Annotated in this window: 20 protein-coding genes; 13 read left to right on the plus strand and 7 right to left on the minus strand. The window is 71.0% G+C overall.

The features are described 5' to 3' along the window. Positions 1 to 115 precede the first annotated feature (115 nt). The 4 genes from VKG64_07595 to VKG64_07610 form a co-directional block, all read right to left on the minus strand. On the minus strand, positions 116 to 913 hold the full coding sequence (locus VKG64_07595; GenBank protein HKB24905.1) for a carbohydrate ABC transporter permease: 798 nt from the start codon (positions 911 to 913) through the stop codon (positions 116 to 118). 55 nt (positions 914 to 968) lie between these two features. After that, positions 969 to 1,850 (minus strand): sugar ABC transporter permease, encoded by an 882-nt coding sequence (locus tag VKG64_07600; GenBank protein HKB24906.1) that lies wholly within the window; start codon positions 1,848 to 1,850, stop codon positions 969 to 971. A gap of 65 nt (positions 1,851 to 1,915) precedes the next feature. Further along, on the minus strand, positions 1,916 to 2,947 hold the full coding sequence (locus VKG64_07605) for an ABC transporter ATP-binding protein (GenBank protein HKB24907.1): 1,032 nt from the start codon (positions 2,945 to 2,947) through the stop codon (positions 1,916 to 1,918). A 25-nt stretch (positions 2,948 to 2,972) separates the two neighbouring features. Beyond that, a complete protein-coding gene (locus VKG64_07610) occupies positions 2,973 to 4,316 on the minus strand; it encodes an extracellular solute-binding protein (protein ID HKB24908.1) in 1,344 nt (447 codons plus the stop codon). Between the two features lie 167 nt (positions 4,317 to 4,483). Between VKG64_07610 and VKG64_07615 the strand changes: the two genes are divergently transcribed. The 13 genes from VKG64_07615 (at position 4,484) to VKG64_07675 (ending at position 14,019) form a co-directional block, all read left to right on the plus strand. Beyond that, a complete protein-coding gene (locus tag VKG64_07615) occupies positions 4,484 to 5,209 on the plus strand; it encodes a hypothetical protein (GenBank protein HKB24909.1) in 726 nt (241 codons plus the stop codon). Next, positions 5,206 to 5,652, plus strand: coding sequence for a hypothetical protein (locus tag VKG64_07620; GenBank protein HKB24910.1), 447 nt, complete (start codon positions 5,206 to 5,208; stop codon positions 5,650 to 5,652). The genes VKG64_07615 and VKG64_07620 overlap by 4 nt, the downstream gene beginning before the upstream one ends. 108 nt (positions 5,653 to 5,760) lie before the next feature. Further along, positions 5,761 to 6,207, plus strand: coding sequence for a MaoC/PaaZ C-terminal domain-containing protein (locus tag VKG64_07625; protein ID HKB24911.1), 447 nt, complete (start codon positions 5,761 to 5,763; stop codon positions 6,205 to 6,207). Continuing rightward, positions 6,204 to 6,626 carry a hypothetical protein gene (locus tag VKG64_07630; protein HKB24912.1) on the plus strand — a complete coding sequence of 141 codons (423 nt, stop codon included), beginning with the start codon at positions 6,204 to 6,206 and terminating at the stop codon, positions 6,624 to 6,626. The genes VKG64_07625 and VKG64_07630 overlap by 4 nt, the downstream gene beginning before the upstream one ends. Beyond that, positions 6,623 to 8,296 carry a dihydroxy-acid dehydratase gene (ilvD, locus tag VKG64_07635; GenBank protein ID HKB24913.1) on the plus strand — a complete coding sequence of 558 codons (1,674 nt, stop codon included), beginning with the start codon at positions 6,623 to 6,625 and terminating at the stop codon, positions 8,294 to 8,296. Before VKG64_07630 ends, ilvD begins: the two co-directional genes overlap by 4 nt. Further along, a complete protein-coding gene (locus VKG64_07640; GenBank protein HKB24914.1) occupies positions 8,277 to 8,951 on the plus strand; it encodes a class I SAM-dependent methyltransferase in 675 nt (224 codons plus the stop codon). The genes ilvD and VKG64_07640 overlap by 20 nt, the downstream gene beginning before the upstream one ends. Then, positions 8,948 to 9,988, plus strand: coding sequence for a tRNA epoxyqueuosine(34) reductase QueG (gene queG / locus VKG64_07645; protein HKB24915.1), 1,041 nt, complete (start codon positions 8,948 to 8,950; stop codon positions 9,986 to 9,988). Before VKG64_07640 ends, queG begins: the two co-directional genes overlap by 4 nt. Next, positions 9,985 to 10,368: a VOC family protein gene (locus tag VKG64_07650; protein HKB24916.1), complete on the plus strand. Its 384-nt coding sequence runs from the start codon at positions 9,985 to 9,987 to the stop codon at positions 10,366 to 10,368. Before queG ends, VKG64_07650 begins: the two co-directional genes overlap by 4 nt. Positions 10,369 to 10,415: 47 nt before the next feature. Further along, entirely contained in the window at positions 10,416 to 10,964 is a 549-nt protein-coding gene (gene def / locus VKG64_07655) for a peptide deformylase (protein ID HKB24917.1), read from the plus strand. Continuing rightward, the gene (locus tag VKG64_07660; GenBank protein HKB24918.1) at positions 10,948 to 11,304 is read left to right on the plus strand and encodes a hypothetical protein; all 357 of its coding nucleotides are present in this window, start codon (positions 10,948 to 10,950) and stop codon (positions 11,302 to 11,304) included. Before def ends, VKG64_07660 begins: the two co-directional genes overlap by 17 nt. Continuing rightward, positions 11,301 to 11,960 (plus strand): ferritin-like domain-containing protein, encoded by a 660-nt coding sequence (locus VKG64_07665; GenBank protein HKB24919.1) that lies wholly within the window; start codon positions 11,301 to 11,303, stop codon positions 11,958 to 11,960. The genes VKG64_07660 and VKG64_07665 overlap by 4 nt, the downstream gene beginning before the upstream one ends. Positions 11,961 to 12,033: 73 nt before the next feature. Next, a complete protein-coding gene (locus tag VKG64_07670; protein HKB24920.1) occupies positions 12,034 to 12,678 on the plus strand; it encodes a transglutaminase-like domain-containing protein in 645 nt (214 codons plus the stop codon). Between the two features lie 39 nt (positions 12,679 to 12,717). Then, the gene (locus VKG64_07675) at positions 12,718 to 14,019 is read left to right on the plus strand and encodes a tetratricopeptide repeat protein (protein ID HKB24921.1); all 1,302 of its coding nucleotides are present in this window, start codon (positions 12,718 to 12,720) and stop codon (positions 14,017 to 14,019) included. A 217-nt stretch (positions 14,020 to 14,236) separates the two neighbouring features. On the opposite strand, the gene VKG64_07680 is transcribed toward VKG64_07675, so the two are convergent. From VKG64_07680 to VKG64_07690, 3 genes are all read right to left on the minus strand, one after another. Beyond that, entirely contained in the window at positions 14,237 to 14,704 is a 468-nt protein-coding gene (locus VKG64_07680) for a PIN domain-containing protein (GenBank protein HKB24922.1), read from the minus strand. Then, positions 14,637 to 14,927 carry a hypothetical protein gene (locus VKG64_07685; GenBank protein HKB24923.1) on the minus strand — a complete coding sequence of 97 codons (291 nt, stop codon included), beginning with the start codon at positions 14,925 to 14,927 and terminating at the stop codon, positions 14,637 to 14,639. Before VKG64_07685 ends, VKG64_07680 begins: the two co-directional genes overlap by 68 nt. 54 nt (positions 14,928 to 14,981) lie before the next feature. Further along, positions 14,982 to 16,413, minus strand: a 1,432-nt coding sequence (locus tag VKG64_07690; GenBank protein HKB24924.1) for an AMP-binding protein, incomplete at its 5' end; no start/stop codon positions are given.

Below are 16,413 nucleotides of genomic sequence, written 5' to 3' on the forward strand. Positions count from 1 at the left end.
CATTACGTTGACGCCGAAGTGCGCGATCTTGCTGGTCGCGTGCCGTGAATCAATTCCGCGAGACTCATTAGCGTGGTCGAGGAGGGCGCCGCGGCCCTCGCCGGCATCGTCGCGGCTACTTGATCGCGCCGACGGTGAAGCCGGCGATGAACCGGTCGACGAAGAAGTTGTAGAGCACCGCGACCGGCACGCTGGCGATGAAGCACCCCGCCATCAGCGAGCCCCAGAAGTAGACGTCGCCGCGGACCAGGAACGTCGGCACGCCCACGCTCACCGTGAACTGCGAGACTGAGGAGATGAACGTGAGGGCGTAGACGAACTCCTGCATCACGAGGGTGAGCGTGAAGATGACCACGGTCAGGATGCCCGCGACCGAGATCGGGATCACGATCTTCACGAAGGCGCCGAGGCGGCTTTCGCCGTCGATCATGGCCGCTTCTTCGAGGTCCGGCGGAATGGCTTTGAAGAAGCCCATGAGGAGCCACGTGCAGAAGGGGACGGTGAAGGACGGGTACACGAGGACCAGCGACCAGAGGGAGTCCTGAAGCCCGAGGTCCCCGATGACCCGTGACATGGGAATGAAGAGGAGCGTCGGCGGCACCAGGTAGGTGAGGAAGATGCCGATGCCGAGCTGCTCGCCCCAGCGTCCGGTGAGCCGGGCGAGCGCGTAGCCCGCCGGCACGGCCAGCAGCAGCGTGATCACGACGACCAGCACGCCGACCAAGAGCGTGTTGCCGAGCCAACGGACGTAGAGCGTGTCGAAGAACAGCACCCGGAGGTTCTCGAGCGTGGGCGGCTCGTTGTAGATGAACGGGTTGTTGCCCCGCTTCATGAGGTCGCCCGTGCGCTTGAAGGTGGTGATGAGCATCCAGTAGAACGGGAAGGCGCTGAAGAGCGTGAAGACGCCGATCACGGACCAGTGGCCCCCGTGCCCCGCCGCGCGCCGCAGCCGCGTCCCCGCCGCCACCTCAGACCACCTCGGACCGTCGCGCCACGCGCAGGAACACGACGGCCACGGCCAGGAGGAGCGGGAAGAGGAACACCGCGATGGCGGCCCCCTCGCCCAGATCGCCGCCCTGGATGCCGGTGAAGAAGGCCAGGGTGGCGAGGACCTGCGTCGTATCGTAGGGCCCGCCGCGCGTGAGCACGAAGATCACGATCATGTCCGTGAACGCGAAGACCACGCCGAAGAGCGTCGCCACGAGCATGATGGGCCGGATCAGCGGCAGCGTGATCTGGACGAGGTGCCGCCAGAAGCTGGCGCCGTCCACCTGGGCGGCGTCGTGGATGTCCTGGGGGATGGAGCTGAGCCCGGCTAATAAAATTACGGTGGCCAGCGGCAGCAGGCGCCAGACGTGGACGCCGACGACCGAGATCATGGCCAGGTAGGGCTTTCCGAGCCACATGGGCCAGGTGTCCTGGGTGATGAGGCCCAGCGCTTCCAGCGTCCAGTTGATCACGCTGTACACGGAGTCGAAGATCCAGAGCCAGCCGATCGTGCCGAGCGAGATGGGCGCCACCCACGGCAACAGGATGAGGAACCGGACCAGCCACTTCCCTCTGAAGTCCCTCTGCATCGCCAGGGCCAGGATGCTGGCGAGGACGATCACCACGACCTGAGAGCCCACCGCGAAGATGAACGTGTTCTTGAGGGCGGTCTGGAACTTGGTCGTCCCGATGATATCGGTGAAGTGCCGCAACCCCACGAACCCGAGTGTGCGGGAGCCCGCGGTGATGTCGGTGAGCGAGTAGTAGAGCGCCAGGAAGAAGGGGAGACCCACGAGCAGGACGATGTAGAGGACCGCCGGCCCGATCATGAGGGGACCGAGCCACTCGGGCCGATCCACCAGGGAGGCAAACCACCCGCCCCGGGCGCGATCCTCGACCTGAAGCTCTTGCGTCGCCACCCGACGCCTCAGAGCGGGCGGGGGCTCGTTCTGAGCCCCGAGCGCTTGTCGAAGAACTTGAGGTCTTTCTCGCGCACGGCGAAGTCGTAGCGCTGCCCGGCCTGGACCGCCGTGCCGAGGGTGGACGGGAGCCGGGCGATGACGCGCACGGCGTCGAGCTTGCCTTCGAGCGCGCCGTAGAGGAGCCGGTCGGCGCCGAGGTTCTCCACGCGCGTCACCCGGAACGGCAGGACCGTGTAACGCCCGGCGACATCCTGCGTCTCCTTGGGCAGGAAGTGCTCGGGCCGGAAGCCCAGCAGCACGTCGCCCGCCTCCACGATGTTCATCGGCGGAGAGCCGAGGAACTCCGCCACGAAGGTGTCGGCCGGCTCGTCGTAGACTTCGGTGGGCGTGCCGCTCTGCCGCACACGGCCCCCCTGCATGACCACGATGCGGTCGCCGAGGCCCATGGCCTCGATCTGGTCGTGGGTGACGTAGATCGTGGTGGTCCCGAGCCGCCGCTGGAACTGCTGGAGCTCGTCCCGCGCCGACGTCCGGAGCTTGGCGTCGAGGTTGGAGAGCGGCTCGTCGAGGAGGAACACCGCGGGCTCGCGGACGACCGCGCGCGCCAGCGCGACCCGCTGGCGCTCACCGCCGGAGAGCTGGCGCGGCTTGCGCTGCAGGAGGTGACCGATCCCGAACAGCGCCGTCGCCCACTCGACCTTCTTCGGGATCTCCTCCCTCGGCACGCCCTGGGCCTTCAGCGGGAAGGCGATGTTCTTGAACACCGTCATGTGCGGGTAGAGCGCGTAGCTCTGGAAGACCATCGCGATCTTCCGCGCCCGCGGCGGCAGGTCGTTCACGACCCGCCCGCCGATGAGGATCTCCCCCGAGCTCGGCTGCTCGAGGCCCGCGATCATCCGGAGCAGCGTGGTCTTTCCGCAGCCGGACGGGCCGAGGAGCACGAGGAATTCGCCCTCGCGCGTGACGAGGTCGACGCCGTCCACGGCGCGAACCTCGCCGAATAGCTTGCGCACCTGTCGCGCTTCTACCGTGGCCATGGGGGGCGAAGCCCCCCTCCGAGGGTTAGACCAGCCCCTTCTCCTTCCACTTGCCGAAGATCCGCTTGCAGGCGGCGTCGGCCTCCCTGAGCGCGTCCTCTGGCGACGCGGCGCCGCTGGCCGCCTTGGCGAACATCACGTTCAGCACCCAGGTGCCGTAGATCTCGTCGATGGCCGCGTTGGCGTAGCCCGGATAGCCCACGTTGGTCGCCCAACTGAGGACGTCGTCGAAGACCTTGTACTTGTCCGGCGGGTGGGCCTTGGGATCGTTGGAGATCAGCTTGGCCAGATCCGGCACCGTCTTCGGGAAGGACGGGAAGTCGTAGAACTCGCCCGCGAGGAAGGCCTGCCGGAAGTCTGTCGTGTAATCGATCAGGAACTTCTTCGCCCCCTCGATGTTGTCGGCGAACTTCCACACGACGTAGCACTGCATGACGTGCTCGAGCCCGATCGCCCGCACCGGCCCGCGCAGCGCCTTGGTGAGCTGGATCTTCCTGGAGATGTCCGGGTTCTCCTTCTCGGCGACCCGCGTGATCGAGATGGCGTTGAGCGCCACGGAGATCTTCCCGGCCAGCATGGCCCGGTTGTTGGAGGACGCGTCCCAGGTGAACACCTCGTCGGTCATGGTTTCCTGGAACAGGGCCTTGACGAACTTGATGGCCTCGAGCGTCTCCTTGGAATTGAGTATCAGGTTGCCGGCGGCGTCCTGCTCGTGGGCCCCGAAGGCGTACATGATGGTCCGCATGGCCATCGCGGTGTCGATCTCGTTGGCGAGTCCGATGCCGACGGGGTTGCCGAACTGCTTCTTGATCTTCGCGCCCGCCGTGCGCACGTCGTCCCACGACCGCGGCCCGTTCGGCAGGCCCACCTGGCTGAAGAGATCCTGCCGGTAGTTCAACGGGTCCGGCGTGAAGGACGGCGAGAAGGCGTAGTACCTCTTGGTCTTCGGGTTGTAGGTGCTCTTGATGCCGAGGTCGACCGGCCTGCCGACCTTTCTCTCGACCTCCTGGTAGACGTCCTTCAGGTCCACCGTCTGCTCCTCGAAGGAGGGCGGCGGCCAGTTGAACAGGAACAGGTCGTGGCCCTTCTGCGCGGCCACCTCGGCCGTCGCCCGGGGGTTGATCCCGGCGATGCCGATGTTGTCCACGATCACCTCGGTGTCGTTCTTCTCGCCCCACTCCTTGGCGAGCTTCTTGTTGAACCACTCGTCGTAGGCGGGGACGAAGTGGACCCACTGCAGGATTTTGAGCGTCTTCTTCGCCGCGCGGGCCCGCCCGGGAACGATGACGTTCGCCCCGACGCCCGCGGCCAGCGCGCCCGCGCCGGTCGTCTTGAGGAACTGTCGGCGGTTCACGTTGTGGTCGCGCATAAGCCTCTTCTCCCTTGTGCGAGCAGATGGATCAATGGCATTCGGCGGAACTCTAGGACGTGATCCCGCGGGTGTCAAGCCGCCGATCGCCCTCAAAAGAACTGTTACCGAAACGGAGGTCGATGCCTCAAAACCGGTGTTACCGAACGCACCGGAAAGGAGGCACCGTGACCGAGGGCTCACGCGAGGAGTACGCCGAGGCGGTTCGGCCCCGCTACCGCATGGCGAGCAAGGCCGCGCGCGGACGGATGCTCGATGAGTATTGCCGCGTCACCGGGTGTCATCGCAAGGCGGCGATCCGCGCGCTGCGCCGCGGCCCGCGGCCGGGCCACCGGCGCTCGGGGCGGCCGCGCCGCTATGGCCCGGAGCTCGAGGCGGTCTTGGAGCGCATCTGGCTGGCGAGTGACGGCCTCAGCGGCAAGCTGCTCGTGCCGGTCCTGCCGGTGCTCCTGGCCGCGCTCGAGCGCCATCATGGGCTGCGCCTCACGCCGGCGCTCCGCACGGCGCTCACCGCGGCCAGTGCGGCCACGCTCGATCGCTTGCTCCGGCCCCTCCGCCGCCGGCGCGCCCGCCAGCCGCGTCGGGCCGCGCCGGGCGCGGGCACGGTGCGCGGCCAAGTGCCCCTGCGCACGTGGGGCGACTGGACCGACGTTCGGCCCGGCGCCCTCCAGGGCGATCTCGTCCTCCACTGCGGCGAGCTCACCGACGGCTTCTACCTCACCACGCTCGTGGCCGTCGACGTCGCCACGACGTGGACCGAGCTCGAGGCCGTCTGGGGCCTCGGGCATCGGCGCGTGGGGACGGGCGTGCACCGGTCCGCGCGCGGCTGCCCTTTGCGCTGCGGGCATGGCACAGCGACAACGGCAGCGAGTTCATCAACGCCCATCTCGTGACGTGGTGCCGGGCCGAAGGCATTCGTTTCACGCGCGGGCGGCCCTATCGCAAGAACGATCAGGCGTGGGTGGAGCAGCGCAACGGCCTCGCCGTGCGGCGCCTCGTCGGCTACGACCGCTACAGCTCGCGCGCCGCCTTCGCCGTCCTGCAGCGCCTCTACGCCCTGCTCCGCCTGCAGCTCAACTTCTTCCGGCCGGTCCGCAAGCTCCTCAGCAAGCGCCGGGTCGGCAGCAAGGTCGTCAAACGCTACGACGCGCCGCAGACACCGTATCAGCGGGCGCTCGCCGCGGGCGTCCTCACGCCCCGCCAGCGCGAGGCCCTGGCCGCACAACTCGAGACGCTCGATCCCATCACGCTCGCCCGCCAGATTCAGCAGACGCTGGACGTCCTGTGGAAGCTGGCCGACACTCACCGCACCCAACAGGAGGCCGCCCGTGGGTAACCGGATTGTGAGGCACCGACCTCAGCGCTCGGTAACACCTACTTCTGAGGCATCACGGCCGCCGCCGACGCGTGGGCCCCCGGTCCCTGTGCTATTCTTTGGTCCTCCATGGCCGACCTGCGACGGTACTTCGACGACATCCAGCAGGGGGAGGAGTACGAGTCGCCGGGCCGGACGGTCACCGAGACCGACATCGTCATCTTCGCGGGGCTCTCCGGCGACTACAACGTGCTGCACACCGACGCCGAGTTCATGAAGCGGTCGATCTTCGGCGAGCGGATCGCGCACGGGCTCCTCGGGCTCGCCATGCAGGCGGGGCTCTTCACCCGCGCGACCCAGGCGTACGCGACGCTCGCGTTCGTGGGGCTCCGCTGGAAGTTCAAGGGGCCCATCAAGATCGGCGACACGATCACGCTGCACGCGAAGGTGATCGCGAAGAAGGAGACCGCCAAGCCCGACCGCGGCCTGATCACCCTCCAGCGGATGGTGCTGAACCAGCGGGGGGAGGTCGTGCAAGAGGGCGAGACCGACCTGATCGTGGAGCGCCGTCCGTGACGCCGCAGGCGCACCTGTTCTTCGACGACGTCGAGGTCGGGATGACCGTCGCGACCCCGGCGATCACCGTCACCGGGGCCCACGTCGGCATCTTCGAGGGCCTCGTGCGCGAACCCGGCGCGGACCCCGGCGGGGTGCCCGACCTGCTGCCGCTCTGCCTCGCGATCGGTCTCGGCTGGCGCGCGCCCGCGCCGCCGCTGGTCGTGCTCGCGTTCATGGGGTTCGAGTGGGAGTTCGTCCGGCCCGTCCGCGTCGGCGAGACGATCTCGAGCCGCGCCCGCGTGCTGAACAAGCGCGCGATGCGCGAGGGAGGCGTGGTCGTCGAGGAGCGTGAGATCCTCGATGCGGCGGGCGAGGTGGTGCAACGCGGCCGGTTCACGTTCCTGGTCGGCCGACGTCCCAAGGAGGCAGTCGCATGACGTTCGATCCACGGCACAAGAGCCGCACCCTGCTCGACGGCGCCGACCGTGCGGCGGCGCGCTCGTACTTCAAAGCGGTCGGCTTCACCGACGAGGACCTCAAGCGCCCGCTCGTCGGCGTGGCGCACTGCTGGATCGAGATCACGCCGTGCAACTGGAACCATCGGAAGCTCGCCGAGAAGGTGAAGGAGGGCGTCCGGGCCGCGGGCGGCACGCCGATCGAGTTCAACACGATCTCCGTCACCGACGGGATCGCCATGGGCACCGAGGGGATGAAAGCGTCCCTCATCAGCCGCGAGGCCGTCGCCGACTCGGTCGAGCTCGTCGTGCGTGGCCATCTGCTCGACGGCTTCGTCGGCATCTCGGGCTGCGACAAGACCATCCCCGCGATGGTCATGGCGATGGGGCGGCTCGACCTGCCGAGCCTCATGCTCTACGGCGGCTCGATCCTCTACGGCGAGCACAAGGGCCGGCGCCTCACGGTGCAGGACGTGTTCGAGGCGATCGGCGCCTTCAACGCGGGCAAGATCGACGCGCGCGAGCTGAACGCGATCGAGAACCGTGCCTGCCCCGGCGCCGGCGCCTGCGGCGGCCAGTTCACCGCCAACACGATGGCGACGGCGTTCGAGATGCTGGGCGTCTCGCCGATGGGATTCAACGGCGTGCCCGCGGTGGATCCGCGCAAGGAGGAGATCGCCTTCGAGGCCGGCAAGCTCGTCATGGAGCTCCTCGGCAAGGGCGTCCGGCCGCGTCAGATCATCACGAAGAAGGCGCTCTACAACGCGATCGCCGGCGTGATGGCGACGGGTGGTTCGACCAACGCCGTCCTGCACCTCCTGGCCGTCGCGCGTGAGGCGGGCGTTCGCCTGACGATCGACGAGTTCGACAAGGTCTCGCGCAAGACGCCGCTCCTCGCCGACCTCAAGCCGTGGGGCGGCTACACGGCGCCCGAGATGTACGAGGCGGGCGGGATGGGCGTCGTCGCCAAGCGCCTGCTCGACGCCGGCCTGCTGCACGCGGACGAGCTGACGGTCACCGGCAGGACGATCGGCGACGAGGCGCGCGCGGCCCGCGAGACGCCGGGCCAGAAGGTGATCCGCCCGCTCTCGAACCCGATCGCCAGGCACGGCGGCCTCGCGATCCTGCGCGGCAACTTAGCACCCGACGGGTGCGTGGCGAAGCTCGCGGGCCACGCCGAGCAGCTCTTCCGGGGCAAGGCGCGCGTGTTCGATCGCGAGGAGGACGCGTTCGTCGCGGTGAAGGCCGGTCGGGTCAAGGCCGGCGACTTCGTCGTGATCCGTTACGAGGGGCCGAAGGGCGGACCGGGCATGCGCGAGATGCTCCAGGTGACCGGCGCGATCCAGGGCGCCGGGCTCGGCGGGAGCGTCGCGCTGCTGACCGACGGACGGTTCTCCGGCGCCAGCCACGGCTTCATGGTCGGCCACGTCGCGCCCGAGGCGGCCGTCGGCGGGCCGATCGCCGCCGTGAAGAACGGCGACGCGATCGTGCTCGACGTGAAGCGGCGGCGGCTCGACGTCCAGCTCTCGGCCGCCGAACTGAAGAAGCGGCTGCGGGCGGTGCGGCGCCCGAAGCCGCGCTACACGTGGGGCGCCATGGCGAAGTACGCGCGCCTCGTCTCGAGCGCCTCCGATGGCGCCATCACCGGCTGAGGCCCGCGCGCCGGGCACCGACCCCGAGGGGCTGAGCCCGGCCTTCCTCGCGCTCCTCGAGGCCGAGCCGCTCGGCGAGCTGACCGTGCTGGACGTGGGCACGGGCGCGGGCCGACTCGCTCTCGCGCTGGCCCCGCGCGCCCGCGCCGTCGTCGGCGTCGACCGCGAGGCGCGGCTGATCGACGAGGCCCGCAAGGCCGCGGCGGCGGCCGGCGTCAAGAACGCGCGCTTCGTCGTCGGCGACGTCGAGGTCGAGGAGTACGCGCCGTTCAAGCCCGACATGGTCGTCGCGCACCTCTGCATGTCCGACCCGATCGCCGAGCGCGCCGGCCGCGTCCTCAGGCCCGGCGGGGTCTTCGCGTTCGTCGCGTTCCACACCGACCAGTGGAAGGAGACCGGCCGCCCGTCGCGCTTCGCCTACGGCGAGGTCGGGGCGAAGCGCCAGCTGAAGAAGTGCGGCTTCGCCGTCGAGCACCTGGCGGTCGAGCGCGACGTGAGCGCGTTCGAGACGGTCGAGCAAGGGCTCGCCGCGGCCGTCGCGCTCCAGGAGAAGTGGAAGCAGGACGGCCGCTGGTTTCGCTACGTGAAGTTCCTCGAGGAGGGCGGGCGCACGCTGACGCGCGCGCGCCTCGTCGTGAAGGCGCGCAAGGCGTGACGCTGCTCGGCCTGGCGCTCGCCGAGGCGGTCAAGGCGCGGGCGCGCGAGCTCGGGTTCGACGGGGTCGCGATCGGCGCGGCGGGCCCGCCGCCGCACGGCGGCGCCTTCACGCGCTGGCTCGACGCGGGCTACGCCGGGACGATGGAGTACCTCGCGCGCGGCGGGGCCGACCGGCTCGACCCGGCGCGCCTCCTGCCGGCCTGCCGCTCGGCGATCGCCGTCGCCCTCTCCTACTCGCGCGGGGACGACGCGGGGTGGGACGGCGTGGCGCGCTACGCGCGGGGCCACGACTACCACGAGCTCATGCGCCCGCGGCTCGCCGGGCTCGCCGACTTCGTCCGCACCGCGGCCGGCCCCGGCACGCGGTGCCGCGCCGCCGTGGACACGAGCGCGATCCTCGAGCGCGACGTCGCGGCCCGCGCCGGGCTCGGCTGGGTCGGCAAGAACACGAACCTGCTCGCGCCCTCGCTCGGCTCGTACTTCTTCATCGGCGTCGTCCTCACGACGGCGGAGCTCGAGCCGGACGCGGCGCAGCCTGACCGCTGCGGCACCTGCACCGCCTGCCTCGATGCCTGCCCGACGCAGGCGTTCGTCGCGCCCTACGTGCTCGACGCCCGGCGCTGCATCGCCTACCTGACGATCGAGCACCGCGGCGACGTCCCGCGGGAGCTGCGGGAGGGGATCGGCGAGTGGCTCTTCGGCTGCGACGTCTGCCAGGAGGTCTGCCCGTGGAACCGCAAGACGCCGCCCGGGCGCGAGGCCGCGCTCGCTCCCGCGGGGCCGCTCCCGCCGCTCGAGGAGCTGCTCGCCCTCGACGACGATGCCTTCCGCGCGCGCTTCAGGCACACGCCCCTCTGGCGGGCCAAGCGCTCCGGCCTCCTCAGAAACGCGGCGATCGTCCTCGGCAACCGCGGCGACGCGCGCGCGGTGCAGGCACTCGAGAAGGCCCTCGAGGACGACGACGAGGCCGTTCGCCGCGCCGCCGCGTGGGCCCTCGGGCGGATCCGCGCGCGCGCCGAGGCGAGCGAAAGATGAGGGTCAGGCGGCTCGATCACTTCGGCGTGGACGTGGCCGACCTCGGACGCGCCGAGCGCTTCTACACCGAGGTGCTGGGCATGAGCGTGCACATGCGCTTGCCGGATCAGGTGCTGCTGAGCTACGCTGACGCCAACTGCGCGCTCTTCTTGAAGCCCGACCGCGCGCCGGCCGATCCCGAGACGATCCGGAACCCGCTCGGCAAGTCGCATCACGCCTTCGAGGTCGCCCCGGAGGACCTGGCCGCGGCGCAGCGGCTCTTCGCCGAGCGCGGCGTCCCGTTCCACGCGCCGATCGACTGGGGCGACCACGACTGCGTCTACTTCCTCGATCCCGACGGCAACCTCCTCGAGCTGGTCGGCTACCGCGCGCGGGGATAGGTCCACGCCCGAAGCGCGCCGCGGTGCGTGCTAGAATCGAGAGCGTCATGGCGATCCTGAAAGTCGCGCGGCTCGGCCACCCGGTGCTCCGCCGGCCGGCGCGGCCGCTGTCGCCCGACGAGGTTCGCACCCCCGAGGTCCAGCGGCTCATCGACGACATGATCGAGACCATGCGCGAGTACGAAGGCGCCGGGCTTGCCGCGAACCAGGTGCACACGCCCAAGCAGGTCGCGGTCATCGAGGTGCTCGGCAACCCGCGTTACCCCGACGCCCCCGAGGTCCCGCTCACGGTGCTGATCAACCCCGTGGTGACGCCGCTCACGGAGGAGTTGGAGGACGGCTGGGAGGGCTGCCTCTCGGTGCCCGAGATGCGCGGGGTCGTGCCGCGCCATACCGCCGTGCGGCTCCAGTGTCTCGACCGCGAGGGGCGGCCGGTGGACCTCGTCGCCAAGGAGTTCTTCGCGCGCGTCATCCAGCACGAGACCGATCACCTCAACGGCATCGTCTACCTCGACCGGATGCGCGACCTCTCGACGCTCAGCCACACCGCCGAGTGGAACAAGCACTGGCTCGGCAGCCGTGAGCAGCACGACTAGCCCGGTCCTCGCGGTCGTCCGCGACCTCTTCTTCGTCGCCAGGATCCGCGAGACGGCGCGCCTGGCCGACGTCCCGCTCGAGGTCACGCGGACCCCGGAGGAGCTCGAGGCCGGGCTCGCGAAGGCGCCGCGCCTCGTCGTGCTCGACCTCACCGGCGGCTTCGACTACGAGCGCGTCCTCGGCCTGACCGAGGCGGCCAAGGTGCCGGTGCTGGCCTTCACGACCCACGCCCTGGCGCGTGAGACGCAGCCCTGGCACGGCCGGTGCGGGCGCGTCGTCACCAAGGAAACGCTCACCCAGGAGCTGCCCCGGCTCCTGACCGAAGGGATCACGGGATGACGGCAGAGGACTTCGTACGCCGGCTCGACGACGAGAACCAGCGGCTCCTCGGGCGCCTGGCTCCCGACGACACGCTCAAGCCCGAGGTCGCGGGTGAGCTCACCGTGGTCAATCTATTGAAGGTCGCGCTCAAGAACGAGATCGAGGCGACGGAGATCGCGGCGCGCTGGCTCGTCACGACCGACGACCTCGACGTGAAGCTCGCCCTCGCCCGGCAGGTGGGCGACGAGTCGCGGCACTACCGGCTGATCGCGGACCGGCTCCGCGCGCTCGGGTTCGCGCCGACGACGTTCAACCCGCTCGCGAAGGGCTACGGACCGCTCTTCGCGTACCTCGACACGCTCGCGACGACGGTCGAGCGCGTCGCCGCGGGCCAGTTCACGCGCGAGGCGATCGCGATCGTCAAGAACCGCCAGTTCATCGCGTTCTGTGAGAACGCCGGCGACCGCGAGACGGCGGCGCTCTACCGCGACGTGATCGAGCCCGACGAGCGCCACCACCACGACCTCGGGCGCCGGCTCCTCGGGCGGCTGGCGACGACGCCGGAGGCCCAGGCGGTGGCCGAGCGCGCGGCGCGCCGGACGCTCGAGCTCGCGGAGGAGCTGCAGCGCGCGGCGCTCGCGACCGCGGGAGTCCACCACGCGCCCGGCTGCTGACCCCCTCCGCGAGTTCCGCGAGCTCACGCGCCGGCCCGAGCGGGACCTCGACCTCGGCCTCGCGGCGCTCCTCATCGCCCGGGTCGAGCACCCGGCGCTCGATCCGGGGCCCTGGCTCTCGCGCCTCGACGACCTCGCCGCGCGCTCGGGCGCCGGCCGCGCGCGCGGGCCGCGCGAGAAGCTCGACCGGCTCCGCACGTTCCTGTTCGAGGAGGAGGGTTTCCGCGGGAACGCCGGGGATTACTACGACCCGCGCAACAGCTGCCTCAACGACGTCCTCGAGCGCCGGCTCGGGATCCCGATCACCCTCTCGGTCGTCGCGATGGAGGTGGGCCGGCGCGTCGGGCTCGAGGTTGCGGGCATCGGGCTGCCGGGCCACTTCGTCGTCGGGGCGCGCGTGGGCGGCGAGATCGTCCTCGTGGACGTGTTCCACGGCGGGCGCATCTTGGACCGGGAGGACGCCGAGACGCTCGTCGCGGGCGCCGTCGGGCGCCCGGTGAGCCTCACCGACGCCCACTTCGCCCGCGCGAGCAAGGGGCAGATCGTGGGGCGCGTGCTCAGGAACCTGAAGGGCATCTACGCGAAGCGGAAGGACTGGGCCCGAGCGCTCGCGGTGATCGAGGGCATCCTGGCCGTCGAGCCCGGCGACCGGACCCACCGGAGCGAGCGCGACACGGTGCTCGCGCACCTCCAGCGGAAGCTGGCGCTCCTGAACTGAGCGTCCTGGGCCAGGGGGGCGCGGAGGTAAGCTAGAGGCATGCCGAAGGACCGCCCGGGTCCCGTCTCCCGCGCGCTCGCGTGGGCGCTGATCGTCTCGCTCCTGGCCGCGTCGTGCGCCACGCGGAACGTGCCCCCGATCGGCGCCGGCGGCAAGCCGTTCAAGCCCGAGGCCGACGAGGTGCGGCTGTGGGCCCAGGCCGAGAAAGAGGAGCAGGCGCTCCTCAAGAAGGTGAAGGCCTACGACGACCCGCTGCTCGACGAGTACCTCGGCCGCATCGGCGACCGGCTCCTGCCCGACGAGGTGCGCGCGGCCGGCGGGCCGGGGCTCCGGTTCGGCGTCATCAGCGATCCGACGCTGAACGCGTTCGCCATGCCGAACGGCCGGATCTACGTCCACTCGGGGCTCCTCTCGCGGCTCGACAACGAGGCCCAGCTCTCGATGATCCTCGGCCACGAGATGACGCACGTGGACCACCGCCACGCGCTCAAGTTCGAGCGCGACGCGATGAACAAGCAGATCCTCTACACCGTGCTCTCGGTCGCCGCGTCCATCGGCGTCGCCGTCGCCGCGGGCTCGCGCGCCAGGTCGGGCGACTACGTGGGCGCCGCCGTCCTGAGCCAGACCGCCAACGCGATCCTCGGGATCGGGCTCCAGCTCGCGGCGATCGCCGCGATCAACGGCTACGGCCGGGACCTCGAGCGCGAGGCGGACCGCGAGGGCATGGCGCGGATGGTCCGCGCCGGCTACGACCCGAAGGAGGCCCCCAAGGTCTTCGCGCTCCTGCAGTCGCAGTCGAAGGACGGCGGCAGCCTCGAGACGTTCTTCTTCGGGAGCCACCCGAAGCTCCAGGAGCGGATCGACACGACGACCGAGCTCCTCAGGACGAGCTACGCCGAGTCCGCGGCCGCGCCCAACACGCTGAAGGACAGCGAGGAGTTCGCCCTCCGGATGCGCACGGTCGTGCGCGAGAACGCCCTGCTCGACATCCGCGCCGGCCGCTTCAAGCTCGCCCAGGGCCAGCTCGACCGCGTGCTCGCGATCACGCCGAAGGACCCGGTGGCCCACCTCTATTTCGGCGACCTCTACCGCCTCCAGTCCCAGCGGGCCCGGAGCACCGAGGACCGCGCCGCCCTCGCCAGGCAGGCCCTCGACGCCTACGAGCGGTCCGCGCAGCTCGATCCCGCGTTCGCCGATCCCTTCCGCCAGCTCGGCTTCCTCTACTACCAGCAGAAGGAGAACGAGCGCGCGCGCGAGGCGTTCAAGCGCTACCTCGCCCTCAAGCCCGACGCGCCCGACGGCAAGCGGATCAAGGAGTACCTGCTCGAGCTCGAGCGCTAGCGTTCTGCCTGCGTAGCCGTGGCGATGCGGCGCGTGCGGCAGGGATCTCGGAACCACGCGGCAGCCGTGCGCACCACCGTATGCGGCTGGGCTCCATCCGAGCACGCGGCCTCCGACGCCAGTGGGCGGGAACGGGTCGCTCGACCCCTGCCGCACGCGCCCGTCGGCCCCGGCGCCGCGTGCCGGCGCCCTCTCAAATGACGCCGCAGATGTTCCGCTAGGCGCGCGCGCCCGCGCGCCAGCGACGGAAGCCCGCGCGCTCGAACCCGCGGTCGAAGGAGAGCGCCGCGGCGCAGCGGGTGGCCTCCATCACGGCGAAGCTCACCGCGTCCGTGTAGCTGATCGCCAGGTCGGCGAGCCGCTCAAGCCACACGCGCGCGGCGCGGTGGTGCTCGCCGGTCGCGAACTCGACCAGGGTGAGGGGGCTGGCCTCGAACCGGTCCAGCACGCGCAGCGCCGCCCGCGCGCCCACCCGTGTGCGGAGGACCCGGTGCACCTCCGCCACGATCAGGTTGGTCGTCAGGAGCCGGATCCGGCGCGCCGCGGCCTCGCGGAACATCGCGTCCGCCTCGGCGTGGCGCCGGTCGCGGGCGCTGACGAGCGCGATCCAGGCGCCGCTATCGACGAACAGCCGGTCGGGAGCGCCGCCGCTTCTGCGCGGGGTGGCGCGCTGCCGTGTCCGCAACGTAGGTCTCCTGGAGGTGGCGGCCGAACTGCTCGCTGACGTCGGGGGGCAGGGCGTCGATCATGCCGCTCAGGGCGAGCAGGGGGTCCTCCTCCGTCGAGCGGGTGAGGGCGCGGACGGCGGCGCGGATCGCCTGCGATTTGGTCCAGCCCCGCGCCCCGGCCCAGGTCTCGAGGCGCCCGAGGTCCCGCGCGTCGAGGTACACCTGTAAAGGCTTCTTCATGATACTCAAGGGTACATCATCATGATATCTGAGCGACACTTATCATGATGATTGTCAGCCCGCGCCCGCCCGGCGCCCCGGGAGCTCGGCCTTGAGGATCTTGCCCGTGGCGCTCCTCGGGAGGGAGGCGAGGATCGTCACCCGCCGCGGATACTTGAAGCCGGCGAGGCGCGCGCGGCAGTGGTCCACCAGCTCGTCGGGCCGGGCGCCGGCGCCCGGGCGGAGCGTCACGAAGGCGGCCACCTCCTCGCCGAGCTCGCGATGGGGCACGCCGACGACCGCCGCCTCGGCGACGGCCGGGTGGGTGAGCAGGACCGCCTCGACCTCCTGGGGGAAGATCGAGTAGCCGCCTCTGAGGATCCGCTCGCGCTTGCGGCCGGCGATCTCGACGAGTCCGACCGCGGTGATCTTCGCGAGGTCGCCCGTCCTGAACCATCCGTCGCCCGTCAGGACCTCGCGCGTCTCCTCGGGCGCGTTGAGATACCCCAGCATCGCGCTGGGGCTCCGGATCCACAGCTCGCCGACTTCACCCGGCGCGAGCGGACGCCCGTCGTCGCCGACGGTCTTCACCTCGACCCCCGGGACCGCGCGGCCGATGGCGGCGGGCGACTCGCGCGGGTCGGCCGCGAGGTAGGAGATCGGACGGAAGAGCTCGGTCATCCCGTAGCCCCGGAGGATCCTCACCCCCGTGCGGCTCCGCCACTCCTCGGCGAGGTCCCACGGGCACGGCGCGGCGCCCGACACCGCGAGCCTCAGCGAACCGAGGTCGGCGCGGGCGAGCAGCGGGCTGTCGAGCACCCGGCGGAACATCGTCGCCACGCCCGGGAAGACGGTGACGCGGTGGCGGCCGATGGCCTCGAGGACCGCGTCGGGCGCGAAGCGCTCGATCAGCACGCTCGCCGCGCCGGTCAGGAGCGGCGCGAGGAGCGCTCCGTGCAGTCCGAACGAGTGGGAGAGGGGGAGCACCGCGAGGACGACGTCCGCCGGCGTCAGCGCCATGACCGGCCCGCACCACGACTCGTCGCCGACGACGAGGGCCTCGTGCGACATGACCGCGCCCTTGGGCCGGCCGGTGCTCCCCGAGGTGTAGAGGATGAGCGCGGGCGCGTCACGAGGCGGGGCGGGGGCAGACCGGAACGGCACTCGCCCGGGACCCGCCCCTGCCCCGGCCTCGAGATCGCCCTCCTCGAGGGTCAGGACGGGCGCCAGGTCGGCGAGGATCGCCCGGCGCTCCTCGGCCTTCAGCAGCGGGTCGAGCGGCGCGACCACGGCGCCGAGCTTCCAGCCGGCAAGGAGCGCCACCGCGAAGGGCCAGCGGTTCGGGATCGCCAGCGCGATCCGGGCGCCGGGCCCGACGCCCCGCGCGGCGAGCCTCGCGGCGACGGCGCCGGCGCGCGCGTCGAGCTCGCCGTGGGTGAAGGCGCCGCCGTCCCAGACGAGGGCGGGCGCGAAATCCGCGAGGATCTGCGCACGATCCTCCGCGGTG

Source organism: Candidatus Methylomirabilota bacterium, assembly GCA_035260325.1.
Lineage (GTDB): Bacteria > Methylomirabilota > Methylomirabilia > Rokubacteriales > CSP1-6 > AR19.

Bases quoted from the DNA above. Each gene is read 5' to 3' on its own strand.
- VKG64_07605 (HKB24907.1), bottom strand. From the start codon at position 2,947: ATGGCCACGGTAGAAGCGCGACAGGTGCGCAAGCTATTCGGCGAGGTT.
- VKG64_07610 (HKB24908.1), bottom strand. From the start codon at position 4,316: ATGCGCGACCACAACGTGAACCGCCGACAGTTCCTCAAGACGACCGGC.
- VKG64_07625 (HKB24911.1), top strand. From the start codon at position 5,761: ATGGCCGACCTGCGACGGTACTTCGACGACATCCAGCAGGGGGAGGAG.
- ilvD (HKB24913.1), top strand. From the start codon at position 6,623: ATGACGTTCGATCCACGGCACAAGAGCCGCACCCTGCTCGACGGCGCC.
- VKG64_07640 (HKB24914.1), top strand. From the start codon at position 8,277: ATGGCGCCATCACCGGCTGAGGCCCGCGCGCCGGGCACCGACCCCGAG.
- VKG64_07650 (HKB24916.1), top strand. From the start codon at position 9,985: ATGAGGGTCAGGCGGCTCGATCACTTCGGCGTGGACGTGGCCGACCTC.
- def (HKB24917.1), top strand. From the start codon at position 10,416: ATGGCGATCCTGAAAGTCGCGCGGCTCGGCCACCCGGTGCTCCGCCGG.
- VKG64_07665 (HKB24919.1), top strand. From the start codon at position 11,301: ATGACGGCAGAGGACTTCGTACGCCGGCTCGACGACGAGAACCAGCGG.
- VKG64_07675 (HKB24921.1), top strand. From the start codon at position 12,718: ATGCCGAAGGACCGCCCGGGTCCCGTCTCCCGCGCGCTCGCGTGGGCG.
- VKG64_07685 (HKB24923.1), bottom strand. From the start codon at position 14,927: ATGAAGAAGCCTTTACAGGTGTACCTCGACGCGCGGGACCTCGGGCGC.